Below are 14,063 nucleotides of genomic sequence, written 5' to 3' on the forward strand. Positions count from 1 at the left end.
GTGACGTAACGTCTCTTTGAAATGTTACTCGCCGAATCTGAACTGAACTGTGTAGGGTAATAAAGTTGATGGTTTGGGGGAGGAATCATGAAGATAATTACTTTGGCCTTGGGCTTGGGATTGACGCTGTCCACATCCGCGTTCGCCACGCCCATTACAGATCCGTTCACAAGCTTTTTCAGTTTTGGCGATAGCCTGACCGATGACGGCAAACTTGGATTGCTTGCGCCGCCAAGCCTTGGCGGACGTTTTAGCAACGGCCCGACCTATGCCGAGATCATCGCCGATGACTTTGAAGCCAATGGACATGATACGGGGAATTTGGCACTTGGTGGTGCGACTGCGGGCGATACCAACCTTAGCCCGATTCCGGGCGCACCGCTCAATACGTTCGGCAGCCAGATTGGCGTTTTTGCAGACGCGCTGGGTCTTGCGGGACCCGGAGACACACCAAATCCGTTGATCACTGGTCTTGCTCCAGCGCCGACTTTCGATACGGCACCGCCAAATACTGGAAGCAATCCGCTATTGTCGGTCTTTTTCGGGGCCAATGATCTGTTTCAAGCGTTCGAGGTCGCTGGCAGTGGCGCAATCGAACCTGCAGATATCCCTTCCTTCCTCACCAATGCCGCCTTCGCTGCGGCGGACGCAGTCGAGACCGGAATTCGGACCCTCAACTCTCTGGATTCGTCATTGTTCGATGACTTTCTTGTTGTCGGATTGCCTGATCTTGGTGTGACACCTGCTTTCCTTGGCAACGCAAGCGCCACGGACGTCACCAATGCTTTCAACTTCCGCCTGACGCAAAACCTAATGTCGCTGAGCGATGATGACATCAAAGTCATCGGCTACGACCCCAATGTTGCGCTAAATGCGATTATTGACGATGCCAACTTCAACAATGGGGATGTTTTTGGCATCACAAACGTGAGCACACCATGCACAGCCAGTTTCTCTGCGGCCTTGCTCGTGCCACCTTCACAGGTTTCCCAAATTCCAAGCTGTCTTGACGATGGCATTGACCCAAACACATTGCTCTTTGGAGATAGCGTGCATCCCAACGCCGTCGCTCAGGCTCTTTTGGCGTCCGAGCTTCGTGGTCAGATCGACATTGCTCCGGTTCCGCTGCCTGCGTCTTTGCCGCTTCTTCTATTTGGAATTGCCGGCATCGGATTCGTTGCTCGCCGTCGGCGCGCCTAAGAAACTCCTCTAATTCGAAAGAAAACCCCGGCCCGACTCGCCGGGGTTTTTGCTGCAAAGGAAGTAACGCTACGTCACAAACGCAATACAGGGCCAAAAGGTAAGGTTTTCCTTACGGGACAAAACACGCGGTTTTTCCCATGTACGCGCAACACGGTGATTTCTTATAAAACGCACACCCAGATCGAAATCCAGCTTCGCTGTCACTCACGGACTATGGCGAGCAGGGTGGGAGGCCCCGGGCACACACACCGGGGTCTCTCGTTTTTCCAATCACCCGCATCAGTTCAAACCGGCAATGCCGTGGTCTGCAGAACCGTGCGCAGTGCAAAGCTTGACTGCATTTTGGCGACACCAGGCAGACGTGTGAGATACTGTCGGTGGATGCGTGCGAAATCTTCGGTGTCTTCTGTCACAAGCTTGAGGATGTAATCCGCCGTCCCCGCCGTTAGATGACATTCAAGCACATCGGGTATCCGCGCCACAGCCTGTTCAAAAGCCTCCAGGATTTCTTCGGCTTGTGTGGTCAGCGTGATCTCAACAAAGACGGTTGTCGGCACACCCATCTTGCGCCGGTTCAACAGTGCCACGTAGCCTTTAATGTACCCATCCGTCTCAAGTCGCTGGACGCGCCTGTGACAGGCAGAGGCCGAAAGGCTAACAGCTTCGGCAAGCTCGGCATTAGAGATTCGACCTTGTTTCTGTAGCACCGACAGAAGACGACGATCCATCGCATCTAGAGACATTTTGGAAAGAACCTTTCAATATATGAATTAATTATCGAAGGATGTTCGGAAAAGATGACATAGGGCGCGTATAATTTCAATCACCTTGCGCATAAAACGCGCGATTGTGGGGCCAATGGAGAAGGAGACCCCGCAATGAAAATCGGATGCCCAACCGAGATTAAACCTCAGGAATTCCGCGTCGGAATGACACCGAACGCGGCACAAGAAGCTGTCGCACACGGACATGACGTCGTGATCCAGGCTGGTGCCGGTAAGGGCGCTGGCTTTGAGGATGCCGACTACACGGCGGCCGGTGCCGAGATCGTCGACACCGCCGAGGAAATTTTTGCCACCGCCGACATGATCGTGAAGGTCAAAGAGCCGCAAGCCGTAGAGCGCAAGATGCTGCGCGAAGGTCAGCTTCTGTTCACTTACCTGCATCTCGCACCCGATCCGGATCAAACACATGATCTGCTGGAAAGTGGCTGTACGGCTATTGCCTATGAAACCGTAACAGATGATCGCGGCGGCCTTCCGCTTCTGGCGCCGATGTCCGAAGTCGCCGGGCGTCTGGCCCCGCAAGTCGGCGCCTGGACCCTGCAAAAGGCCAATGGCGGACGCGGTGTTCTGATGGGTGGTGTGCCCGGTGTGGGACCTGCCCGCGTGCTCGTGATCGGCGGTGGTGTGGTTGGCACACACGCAGCTAAAATCGCGGCTGGCATGGGGGCGGACGTCACCGTTCTGGATCGTTCGCTGCCTCGCTTGCGCTACCTGGATGACGTCTTTGGCAATCAGTTCCGCACCGGCTATTCCTCTGCCGGTCTGCTGGCCGAGCATTTGGGTCAGGCCGATATGGTCATTGGCGCGGTTCTAATCCCCGGCGCGGAAGCGCCCAAGCTGGTGCGCCGCGCACAATTCGCCGATATGAAACCCGGCTCCGTGCTGGTGGATGTGGCGATTGACCAGGGTGGATGCTTTGAGACATCCAAAGCCACCACACATGCCGATCCGATCTACGATGTGGACGGCATCATGCATTACTGCGTGGCCAACATGCCAGGAGCCGTGGCACGCACGTCAACCATTGCTCTGGGCAATGCGACCATGCCCTTCATGCTGGCCCTGGCGGACAAAGGCTGGAAACAGGCCTGCGCTGATGATGAGCACCTGCTGAACGGCCTGAACGTGCATGCAGGTCAGCTGACATACTATGCCGTTGGCAAGGCGCTCGGCATCGATGTGGTGTCGCCGCAACTGGTGGTGAAAGGATGAATTGTGCACCCCGGACCATCACGGATGGTTCGGGGGTATGATAGTGTTTGGGTAGTGCTTGTCGCATGGCCGCTTGGAGCCCAAAGCAGAAGGGATCCAAGAGCGGCGCGATGGCCAGACCGCGGGATGGCGACCCTCTGCAAATTCTGGGCACTTTATGTAAACCAAGTCTGCATGTCCTAGGATCGACGCGCTTACGTTAGCCGATCTCCAGCCCGATGGGGCGGTGTCGTCCATTGGGCTCGAACCAATGGCGCCTCAATGAACGACCGATCGCGCGGCGGACCTGCGGCCCTTGATTCCGCGCGAGGGTGCTCAACGCCGGCTTCCTCCGCAAGGCAGACCAGCATCGCCCCTCTTAACGGCTTTCACCGCTCAATATTCGCGCCACCCTCTTCGGTGCGTTTCGCTATAAAGGCGTCTATGGCATCTATTCGGGCCGGGTCCATCGGGGGCGACTCATGGGCTTCGACCTTATCAAAGAAAATCTGATTGGCGCGCTGCGTGGCGTCCACTGATCCACGGTCGCGGTAGTTCTCAAAATTGGACCAATCCGACAACAGCGGGGAATAGAACGCCGTCTCGAACCGGTCCAACGTATGCTGCGTGCCAAAGAAATGGCCGCCATGGCCGACATCGGCGATGGCCTCAAGTCCGAGCGTCGCCTCTGTCACTTCCAGAGGTTTAAACAGTTCTGCAAACATTTGCAGGACTTCGACATCAATGATGAATTTCTCAGCCGATATGGTCAGTCCACCTTCCAGCCAACCAGCCCCATGCAGAACCAGGTTCGCGCCCCCCATCAACGCCCCCCAGAGCGACATCTGGCTTTCATACGCGGCCTGTGCATCCGGCGCATTCGACGCGGTGGGCGCAGAGGACCGCAGCGGCAGGTTGTACCGCCGCGCCAGTTGCCCAGACGCAAAAGCCGCTTTGACGTATTCCGGCGTACCAAACGCGGGCGCGCCGGTTCGCATGTCCACGTTAGAGGTAAAGCTGCCGTAACACACCGGCGCACCGGGCCGGACAATCTGAGACAAGCAAAGCCCGGCCAGCGCCTCGGCATTCTGCATGACCAGTGCACCGGGAATGGTCACGGGGGCCATGGCACCGGCCAGCGTGAATGGTGTGAGGATCATCATCTGACCGCCATGTGCCGCGTCAATTATACCCCGGCACATCAGCTCATCCAGCTGAAGTGGGGAATTCGAATTGGCCACCGAATAGCTGACAGGGGTGTTCACAAAGTCTTCCCGACTTAGCCCATGCGCCAGGCGCAGGATTTCATAGCTGTCGGCAATCGCCTCACGACCTCGAAAATAGACAAACGGGATTTTCTCGGTCAGCGCGGCGATGGACCGGGTCATATGCAAATGACGCAGACCCATTGCGAGGTCCTGTGGCTCAACCACCGGCCCGATGAAATGGATCACATCAAACGCCTGCGCCACTTTGCAGAAGTTGTCATAGTCTTGAAGCGTGCCGGGCCTGCGCCCCCTTGAAGATCGGAACAGTTGGGCGACCCTGCGGACGTCGTTATACCCACCTGCCGTCCACCAATCGTCACGGTACGCGCAGGATTGTGACTATGAAGAGTTACCTCAGGTGGCGCATGCGCCATCAATTCCATCAAGACATCAGGATCAAAGTGAATGACGTGATCTTCGCCCTCGCGCATTCCAGCTTTCACATAAAACGCCCGCGCCTCATCGTTCAGCACCTTGATCCCAGTGTCACGCAACACCTTGAGTGACGCGTTGTGGATGGCTTCGATTTCATCCGCGCTGAACTGTTCAATGGGTGCATAGGGGTTCTTCCACTGCCGCCAGGCGGCATCAAAAGCCCGTTCTGCCGCATTTGCCCGTTTTGCCGCGCGTGCGCGACGCCCGCCACTTCGTCGCGTGTTCATGAGTCTGGTTCCTCTCGGGCGAGAATGTTGCGGTATGCGGTAACGGTGTCAGGCTGGATATCGCGGCCTGTAAAGCTTCGAAAGTACGCCTCAAGATAGCCAAGGCGCTCCTCATGGGTTTCGTCCTGCGCGACATCCAGAGCATAGTATGTGATCTGCGTAAAACAGATCACACGCGCACGGATGAACGCCTCGGGTTGTGGATACCCGAAACGCTCAAAAAACGCCGACACCGCCTGAACGCGGGCGGCGTCCTCTGCCTTCACCTTTTCCCGCAGGGCGTCATCGTATCGTGCCCAGTCGCGTATCGCCTGATCAAGATCCGGGTCAAAACGGCGGTGATCCGTCCAAACGGCAAAAAGGGCCAGAATGCCATCATCCAAGGTTTCGGCATCGGCCACCGTTTCGACCATCACATTGGTGTTGCGGGTGCGCCAACGGTGGATGAGCGCGTCAAGAAGCGCCTCACGACTTTCGAAATGCCAATAGAAACTGCCCCGCGTGACGCCAAGGGCGCGGGCCAAAACCGTAATCTGGACAGCTTCGACGCCACTGTCGATCAACATAGTCTGCGCCGCTTCGATCCAGTCGTCACGGGTTAGTCTGGAGTTTCGATCAGTTGAGTCGCTATCGAGCATACGTGATTTCCATACAGGGTTGCATGGATAGATACAGCCCTGTATGGTTTGCGTCAATCGAAAGGATCCTGCGATGCCCGAAAAAGCCCCGGCCAAAGTCACAAGGTTTGCCGATCTGTCCTTCACGCCACGCTTTGAATATGGCGAGATGGCACAAGTGACCGAGGTGACGTCGAACACAATGGGCACGCGGCTGGGCTCGGGGTTTGGGCGCTTCACCAACGCGAAAATCCCCTGGACTGTGCAATATGATGAGGTTCTTCTTGTACTGGAAGGGTCGCTGACCGTGCGCACCAAAGAAGGCGATCTGACCGCTGGGCCGAAGGACACCATATGGCTGCCGACTGGCACAGAGCTCACCTATGCCGCAGAGAGCGCATTGGTGTTTTATGCGATTGAACCCTCAAACTGGGCTGAGGAAAGCTAAGCTTATGAAGATCAACCGCTTACCACAGGATGACAAGACCAATGGGTGGAGCGCGATCTTGCCGGATCGTCAGGCACATGATGCGCTCAAAGGCGATATCAAGGCTGATTGGGTTGTGCTGGGCGCAGGATATGCCGGGCTGGCGGCAGCACGGCGTTTGGCCGAGAACTGTCCGGATGAGAAGATCGTGGTTATAGAAGCTGGCGAGGCGGGTGAAAACGCGTCGGGGCGCAACTCGGGATTTGCGATTGACCTTCCCCACAACGTCGGCTCCTCGCTGGACGAGCTGGACGGCAGCCACCGCTTTATGCGGCTGGCGCGTATGGCGATCGACCACCTCGAAGACGTCGTCACGACACACGGGGTGGACTGCGACTGGTCCCGTGCCGGTAAGTACCACACTGCGGTCAGCCCTAAAGGCACCAGGGATGTCTTGGAGCCATTCAAGGCAGAGCTTGAGGCGCTGGGCGAGCCATATGAGTGGATCGAAGGGGATGATCTGCGCACGCGTCTCGGCAGTCCGCATTTCACCGCCGCTGTCTACACCCCAGGATGTGTTTTGATGAATCCAGCGGGCCTGACGCGGGGATTGGCGGACACGTTGCCGTCCAATGTAACGGTGCATGAAAACTCGCCTGTGATTGAGGCGGAATTTCAAAACGGCGTTACACTAAAGACGCCACAAGGCTCGGTGCGCGCGCCCAAGATGATCATGGCCGCGAATGGGTTCAGTGAGCAGTTCGGCTTTCACAAGCAGAAGTTCCTGCATCTCGTCGCCCATGCCAGCCTCAGCCGACCGTTAACCGAAGAAGAGCGCGCGATCTACGGGGTGGGCGAGGCCTGGGGCCTGACTCCGGTCAACGCCTTTGCCGGGATCACCATGCGCTACACTGCGGATCACCGCATCCTGATCCGGCATGGATTGAGCTATCGCCCCAGTCAACGTTTGAAACCCGGCGAACATGAACAGGTCAAGCGCACGCACAAGCGGCTCTTTGACCAGCGTTTCCCCGGACTTGGGGCCGTTGAGATGGAGCATACATGGTCAGGTTTCGTGTGCCTGTCACGCAATGGCGCGCCTGCTTTTGGGCAAATCGGGCCGAATATCTGGTCCGCGGTGTGCCAAAATGCGGTCGGCGTGACGAAAGGGACCTTTGGCGGCATTCTGGCGGCGGATTTGGCCACCGGACGGGACAACCCACTTATCGCAGATATGCAGACGCTGGGCGAACCCGACCCGCTTCCGCCCCGTCCTTTCTTGGACCTTGGTGTACGCGCGCGATTCCAGTGGGAGCTGTTTGCCAACCGGCACGAGGCATAGACCGCTAGCCGCCAATCTGTGTGTGCAGTTCAAAGCCCGGCGCATATCTCAGCGTCACATAGGTGACAGGGTCATCGTGATCCCAGGTGGTCCGCTCCACTGTGAAAACAGGCGCTCCGGGAGCGAGGCGCAGCGTGTCAGCACCTTCTTCAGACGCAGCTTGCGCACTTAGACTGACGTCAATTTTCGTGTAGGGCACTGTGTGCAAAAGCCATTCATTTGCGCTCAGCGTATCAAAAGACTGCTCAGCCGCGTGTGGGACGGTTTTCAAATTGATCCAACGGTCCTCAAGTACAAAAGGCGCATCATCTGCAAGATGCACGGCACGCACATGAAGTGCCGTGGTGTTGCCGCCCAATTTTTGCGCGCAGACCAGATCAGGCATCATGATGGATTGCTCCAGTAAGCGATAGCCGTAGACGTGCCCGCGCTCTTCGATGTCCTGCCGCAGAACAGGGATATCCAGCACCGCACGTCCCACAGGATACATAGCAACACGCGTGCCTGCCTTGCGCCTGCGCTCCAGAATTCCGGCGTCGGCCAAGGCCTGAAGGGCGCGGTTGACGGTGGCACGGGCGCACCCAAATTCAGCCGCGAGATCCACCTCTCCGGGAATGATATGTCCCGGAGGCCATTCTCTTGCATGAACGCGGCGCAAGACTTCGGCCTGTATACCTTGCCACCCGGTGGGTTGTGGGGTGGTCATATCAAATCCCGAAGCTCAGCCGTCGCAGCGGCGTAAGCTCTCACAATACGATCTCGGTTGATGTGCCGCCCTGCCTGCACAACATGCCGACCTGCACTCCAGACGCCATCCACCATGGCGTTTGAACCTGCAAAGATGAAACTGTCGAGCGCTGTGTCGTCATCCAGTCCAACGAGATCGACGTGCTCCATATCCAAGGCGAGCAGGTCCGCCCAAGCGCCGTTTTCTATACGTCCGGTCTGGCGCCCTGCGGCCTTCGCACCGCCCTGGAAAATGGCGTCAAACATCGCCCGACCCGTCGAGTGCGCGCCTGTCGCAAGCGCGGCTCGGGACCGGTCGCGTAAACGTTGAGAGTACTCCAGCTGACGCAGTTCCTCGCAAAGCGATATTCGGATGTTCGAATCCGATCCAACCGCCATCTGTCCACCCGCCTGAACCCAGCGCACTCCATCGAATATCCCGTCCCCAAGACTGGCTTCGGTGATCGGACAAAGGCCAGCCACAGCACCGGTCTTGGCCATTCGTGTGGTTTCATCGGGCTGCATTTGCGTGCAATGGATAAGGCACCAGCGCTCCGAGAGGTCAGCATTGTCCAAGAGCCATTCCACCGGACGCGCGCCATAGGCGGCCTCTACCTCTTCCACTTCCGCAACCTGCTCGGCGAGGTGCATATGAACCGGTCCGGCTGGAAAAAGGTCGGCGGCACGCAATACGTCTTCCCGCGAAACGGCGCGCAAGCTGTGCGGCGCGACCCCCAGCGCGGTGTCTGCTGGCAGGGTTTTGACTATCGCATGGCAGTCCTCCACCAGACGCGCATAGCGATCAGCATCATTTCCAAAACGAACCTGCCCGGGTCCAAGCGGACGGCCATCGCAGCCCCCAAACTGATAGTGCACCGGTAAAAGCGTCAACCCGGTACCGGTTGCCTCCGCTGCGGCGGCAATACGTTCCGCCATTTCGCTCAAGCGTGCATAAGGCGTGCCATCGGGTGCGTGGTGCAGATAATGAAACTCAACATTCGTGGCATAGCCCGCCTCCAGCATTTCCATCTGCACCAGGGCGGCTATGGCCTCGACATGGTCCGGCGTCAGGCGATCGAGAAACCGATACATCAATCGTCGCCAGGTCCAGAAGCTATCAGTTCCATCTGGACCACGCCGCTCAGTCAATCCGGCCATGGCACGCTGAAACGCATGGGAATGGGCATTGACTGGCGCAGGAAGCAAAAGGCCCATGCGCTGGCCCTGCGGCTCAGATGAGGGCGTAACCGACTCAATACGTCCCTCGGCATCAATGTGAATGGACACATCTTTCGCCCATCCATCCGGCAAAAGCGCCTGCTGAGCCCAGACAATTGTCATACTTGCATCCTTCATTATTATGTCTATACATAATAACAACGCCAAGTTCAGATCAAGAAAGAAATGCTGTCATGCTGCTGCGCAATGCGACATTGGCGGGCACCGCCGCAAACACGCCCTACGGGTTGATGACCCAAGCCGCGATCTGGGTGGAAGAGGGCGTGATCAGGTGGGTTGGCCCTGACGCAGACATGCCGCGAGAGGCGGCAAATATACCCTCAGAGGATACTGAAGGCCGACTGATCACACCCGGTCTGATCGACTGCCACACGCATGTTGTTTTTGGCGGGCACCGAGCGGGTGAGTTCGAGATGCGCCTCAACGGGGCGACCTATGAAGAGGTGGCAAAGGCCGGGGGCGGCATCGTCTCGACTGTCACGGCCACGCGGACTGCATCGGAAGAGACACTCTTGGTCGATGCCCTGAAACGTGTCGACACTTTGATTGCCGAAGGCGTGTGCGCGATTGAGATCAAGTCCGGTTATGGGCTTGATGTTGAGACCGAACTTAAAATGCTGCGTGTTGCGCGACAGATTGGTCAGCAGCGTCCGGTCCGGGTGAAGACCACGTTCCTGGGCGCACATGCTGTGCCGCCCGAGTACAAGGGCAGGTCTGTGAACTACATTTCAGAGATGTGTCTTCCCGCGCTTGAGCAAGCGCACCAGCAAGGTCTTGTCGATGCGGTTGACGGGTTTTGTGAAGGCATCGCTTTCACAGCGGAAGAGCTGAAGCCGGTGTTTGAACGTGCGAAGGCCCTCGATTTGCCCGTCAAACTTCATGCCGAGCAACTGTCCAACATCGGCGGCACGCAACTCGCAGCGAAATATGGAGCACTCTCTTCCGATCACGTGGAATATGCGACCGAGGAAGACGCCAAAGCTATGGCTGGGTCCGGCAGTGTCGCTGTTCTCTTGCCCGGAGCCTTCTACACATTGAAGGAAACACAAAAGCCCCCTGTCGAGGCGTTCCGCAAGCATGACGTGCCGATGGCGTTGGCCACCGATTGCAACCCGGGCTCTTCCCCCATGACCTCTCTGCTTTTGACCATGAACATGGGCTGCACATTCTTCGGCCTGACGCCGGAAGAAGCGTTTCTTGGGGTCACATCGCATGCCGCCCAAGCGCTCGGACTGACCGACTGCGGCGCATTGCGGCCCGGTCTGCGCGCAGATCTCGCGGTCTGGGATATCGAGCACCCTGCCGAGCTTGCCTATCGGATTGGTTTCAATCCCTTGGTCCAGCGCATTTTTGGAGGGAACGCATGATACAAGTGCTTCACCCCGGAGCCGTGAGCTTAGCCCAACTGGAAAGCATTTGGCGTGAAGGTCTCGACGCACGCCTCGATACGTCATGCCGTGAACCTGTGGATGCTGCGGCAGCGGTAGTGCGCAAGGCAGCCGAAGGCGAAGAGGCGGTCTACGGTGTGAACACCGGTTTTGGCAAACTGGCCAGCGTGAAGATTCCCACAGACCAAACTGCGCAGCTTCAGCGCAACCTGATCCTGTCGCATTGCTGTGGTGTTGGAGAGGCGCTTGATGTCGATACGACGCGGCTGATGATGGTGCTCAAGCTGATCTCGCTGGGGCGTGGGGCATCCGGCGTGCGATGGGACATCATCCAACTGATCGAAGACATGCTGGCGCAAAAAGTGACGCCTGTTGTGCCGGTGAAAGGCTCTGTCGGCGCCTCCGGTGATCTGGCGCCACTCGCCCATATGGCGGCAGTCATGATTGGTGAAGGTGAGGCCGTATATCAGGGCAACGTCATGTCAGGGAACGCCGCGCTGCAAGCCGCAGGTCTGTCGCCTGTGATCCTTGGCCCAAAGGAAGGTCTGGCGCTGATCAACGGCACGCAATTCTCGACCGCCTGTGCCTTGGTCGGGCTGTGGAATGCCTGGACAAATCTGCAATCCGCCGTAGTCACCGGGGCGCTGTCGACGGATGCCATTATGGGCTCAACCGCACCCTTGGTGGCCGACATTCACACCCTGCGAGGCCATGCCGGGCAGATCGAGGTGGCGCAGGCACAACGCGCCTTGATGGACGGCTCGGAAATCCGCGAAAGCCATCGCGAAGGCGACATGCGGGTGCAAGACCCATATTGTATCCGCTGCCAACCACAAGTGACCGGCGCCGCCATGGACCTGCTGCGTTTTGCCGGGCGCACGCTGGAGGTCGAGGCCAACGCCGTGACCGACAACCCGCTGGTGCTGGTTGCGGAAAACCGCATCGTCTCAGGCGGGAACTTCCACGCGGAACCCGTGGGGTTTGCTGCCGACCAGATCGCCGTTGCCATCGCCGAAATCGGGGCCATCGCCCAGCGCCGCGTGGCCTTGATGGTGGACCCGACACTGAGTTTTGATCTGCCACCTTTCCTGACACCCGAACCTGGATTGAATTCCGGCCTGATGATTGCCGAGGTCACCACGGCAGCGTTGATGAGCGAGAACAAGCATCTCGCCAATCCCTGCACCACCGACAGCACGCCAACATCCGCAAATCAGGAGGACCATGTGAGCATGGCCGCCCACGCCGCGCGACGTTTGGGAACGATGAACGACAACCTTTCAATGATCCTCGGGGTTGAGGCGCTCTGTGGCGCCCAAGGCATTGCATTTCGCGCGCCTTTGACCACAAGTGTGCCTTTGCAGCATGCAATACGCCGCCTGCGAGAAACCGTTCCCGCGTTGGAAGCTGACCGCTATCTCGCCCCCGACCTGCAATCCGCCGCCGAATTGATCCAAAACGGGACCTTGGTCAAAGCGGCGGGTCTCTCTCTGCCCTTGGAGTGCGCATCATGACCGATCCCCGCCACAATACCCGAGACATCTTTCCGCCCACAGGCGACCAGATCACGGCCAAATCCTGGACCACCGAGGCACCCATGCGGATGCTGATGAATAACCTGCATCCTGATGTGGCTGAAAACCCGCATGAGTTGGTTGTCTATGGCGGCATTGGCCGTGCGGCGCGCACCTGGGAGGATTTTGACCGGATCGTTGAAGGCCTGAAGGACTTGGAAGAGGACGAGACTCTCCTGGTTCAATCGGGCAAACCGGTGGGTATTTTTAAAACGCACTCTGACGCACCCCGTGTCCTCATCGCCAATTCCAATCTCGTGCCGCATTGGGCCAATTGGGATCATTTCAGCGAACTCGATCGCAAGGGTCTCATGATGTACGGCCAGATGACCGCCGGGTCCTGGATCTACATCGGAACCCAAGGCATCGTGCAAGGAACCTATGAAACCTTCGCCGAGGCCGGTCGTCAGCACTATGACGGGAACCTGACAGGTCGCTGGATTCTGACCGGAGGTTTGGGTGGCATGGGTGGTGCGCAGCCTCTGGCGGCGGTCTTTGCCGGAGCGTGCTGTCTGGCCGTGGAATGCGACGAAACCCGTGTCGATTTCCGTATACGCACCAAATATCTTGATTCCAAAGCCCATACGCTTGATGAGGCACTCGCGATGATCAACCGCTGGACCAAAGCGGGAGAGGCCAAATCTGTGGGGCTCATTGGCAACGCGGCCGATATCTTCCCCGAGCTTGTTCGACGCGGGATCCACCCCGATATCGTCACAGACCAGACAAGTGCCCACGACCCAGTGCATGGATATCTGCCCCAGGGATGGTCCGTGGCCGAGTGGCGCGCCAAACAGGAAAGCGATCCCAAAGCAGTTGAAAAGGCCGCACGCGCCTCGATGAAAACCCATGTAAAGGCAATGGTGGATTTCTGGAACGCAGGCGTGCCCACGCTGGACTATGGCAACAACATCCGGCAGGTGGCGCTTGAGGAAGGGCTGGAAAATGCCTTTGCCTTCCCCGGGTTTGTCCCCGCCTACATCCGACCACTCTTTTGCAAAGGCATAGGTCCGTTCCGTTGGTGCGCGCTCTCGGGTGACCCGGAGGACATCTACAAAGCCGATGCCAAGATGAAGGAACTGTTTCCCGAGAACGCTCACCTGCATCAATGGCTCGACATGGCGCAAGATCGGATTGCCTTTCAGGGCTTGCCCGCGCGGATCTGCTGGATTGGCTTGGGTGACCGACACAAAGCCGGGCTTGCCTTCAACGAGATGGTTCGAACCGGCGAGTTGAAAGCACCTATCGTCATTGGCCGCGACCATCTTGATTCAGGTTCCGTTGCCTCCCCAAACCGCGAAACCGAAGCCATGAAAGACGGCTCAGATGCTGTGAGCGACTGGCCCTTGCTAAACGCTTTGCTCAACACGGCCAGCGGCGCGACATGGGTATCGCTGCATCACGGCGGTGGGGTTGGCATGGGATTCAGTCAGCATTCCGGCATGGTCATTTGCTGTGATGGGTCAAAGGACGCGGACCGCCGTTTGGCACGGGTGTTGTGGAACGACCCTGCAACAGGCGTGATGCGCCATGCGGATGCGGGGTATGATACTGCACTAGAATGCGCACAGGAGCACGGCTTGCGCTTGCCGGGTATTCTCTGAAAGGGTAGAGCGCTCAAAGGGCGGCTTACTGCCGGCA

At 58.0% G+C, this 14,063-nt stretch carries 11 protein-coding genes and 1 pseudogene; 7 read left to right on the top strand and 5 right to left on the bottom strand.

Features of this window, described 5'->3' with window-relative positions; translation table 11 throughout:
• Window positions 1–87: 87 nt before the first annotated feature.
• The gene (locus RZS32_RS06435; RefSeq protein WP_317056191.1) at window positions 88–1,200 is read left to right on the top strand and encodes an SGNH/GDSL hydrolase family protein; all 1,113 of its coding nucleotides are present in this window, start codon (window positions 88–90) and stop codon (window positions 1,198–1,200) included.
• Window positions 1,201–1,487: 287 nt separating this feature from the next.
• Here the strand turns inward: RZS32_RS06435 and RZS32_RS06440 are convergent, their stop codons facing one another.
• Complete coding sequence (locus tag RZS32_RS06440; protein WP_317056192.1) at window positions 1,488–1,946, bottom strand: Lrp/AsnC family transcriptional regulator; 459 nt, start codon at window positions 1,944–1,946, stop codon at window positions 1,488–1,490.
• A 135-nt stretch (window positions 1,947–2,081) separates the two neighbouring features.
• On the opposite strand from RZS32_RS06440, the gene ald reads away from it, so the two are divergent.
• Window positions 2,082–3,200, top strand: coding sequence for an alanine dehydrogenase (ald, locus tag RZS32_RS06445; RefSeq protein ID WP_317056193.1), 1,119 nt, complete (start codon window positions 2,082–2,084; stop codon window positions 3,198–3,200).
• A gap of 368 nt (window positions 3,201–3,568) precedes the next feature.
• On the opposite strand, the pseudogene RZS32_RS06450 reads toward ald, so the two are convergent.
• Together RZS32_RS06450 and RZS32_RS06460 are read right to left on the bottom strand one after the other, a co-directional pair.
• Window positions 3,569–5,109, bottom strand: a pseudogene (locus RZS32_RS06450) (trimethylamine methyltransferase family protein).
• Window positions 5,106–5,747, bottom strand: a complete 642-nt coding sequence (locus tag RZS32_RS06460; protein ID WP_317056195.1) for a TetR/AcrR family transcriptional regulator — start codon at window positions 5,745–5,747, stop codon at window positions 5,106–5,108. The pseudogene RZS32_RS06450 and the gene RZS32_RS06460 overlap by 4 nt, the downstream one beginning before the upstream one ends.
• A gap of 73 nt (window positions 5,748–5,820) precedes the next feature.
• On the opposite strand from RZS32_RS06460, the gene RZS32_RS06465 reads away from it, so the two are divergent.
• Both RZS32_RS06465 and RZS32_RS06470 read left to right on the top strand, forming a co-directional pair.
• Window positions 5,821–6,174 carry an ethanolamine utilization protein EutQ gene (locus tag RZS32_RS06465; protein WP_317056196.1) on the top strand — a complete coding sequence of 118 codons (354 nt, stop codon included), beginning with the start codon at window positions 5,821–5,823 and terminating at the stop codon, window positions 6,172–6,174.
• Window positions 6,175–6,178: 4 nt separating this feature from the next.
• Complete coding sequence (locus RZS32_RS06470; protein WP_317056197.1) at window positions 6,179–7,495, top strand: NAD(P)/FAD-dependent oxidoreductase; 1,317 nt, start codon at window positions 6,179–6,181, stop codon at window positions 7,493–7,495.
• A 4-nt stretch (window positions 7,496–7,499) separates the two neighbouring features.
• On the opposite strand, the gene RZS32_RS06475 is transcribed toward RZS32_RS06470, so the two are convergent.
• Window positions 7,500–8,201 (bottom strand): UTRA domain-containing protein, encoded by a 702-nt coding sequence (locus RZS32_RS06475; protein WP_317056198.1) that lies wholly within the window; start codon window positions 8,199–8,201, stop codon window positions 7,500–7,502.
• On the bottom strand, window positions 8,198–9,562 hold the full coding sequence (locus RZS32_RS06480) for a formimidoylglutamate deiminase (protein WP_317056199.1): 1,365 nt from the start codon (window positions 9,560–9,562) through the stop codon (window positions 8,198–8,200). The genes RZS32_RS06475 and RZS32_RS06480 overlap by 4 nt, the downstream gene beginning before the upstream one ends.
• 71 nt (window positions 9,563–9,633) lie before the next feature.
• On the opposite strand from RZS32_RS06480, the gene hutI reads away from it, so the two are divergent.
• The 3 genes from hutI to hutU are packed head-to-tail and all read left to right on the top strand — an operon-like array spanning window position 9,634 to window position 14,026.
• Window positions 9,634–10,827 (top strand): imidazolonepropionase, encoded by a 1,194-nt coding sequence (hutI, locus tag RZS32_RS06485; protein WP_317056200.1) that lies wholly within the window; start codon window positions 9,634–9,636, stop codon window positions 10,825–10,827.
• Entirely contained in the window at window positions 10,824–12,362 is a 1,539-nt protein-coding gene (gene hutH / locus RZS32_RS06490; RefSeq protein ID WP_317056201.1) for a histidine ammonia-lyase, read from the top strand. Before hutI ends, hutH begins: the two co-directional genes overlap by 4 nt.
• On the top strand, window positions 12,359–14,026 hold the full coding sequence (gene hutU, locus RZS32_RS06495; RefSeq protein ID WP_317056202.1) for a urocanate hydratase: 1,668 nt from the start codon (window positions 12,359–12,361) through the stop codon (window positions 14,024–14,026). The genes hutH and hutU overlap by 4 nt, the downstream gene beginning before the upstream one ends.
• Window positions 14,027–14,063 lie beyond the last annotated feature (37 nt).

Source organism: Roseovarius sp. W115, from assembly GCF_032842945.2.
Taxonomy (GTDB): Bacteria; Pseudomonadota; Alphaproteobacteria; order Rhodobacterales; family Rhodobacteraceae; genus Roseovarius; species Roseovarius rhodophyticola.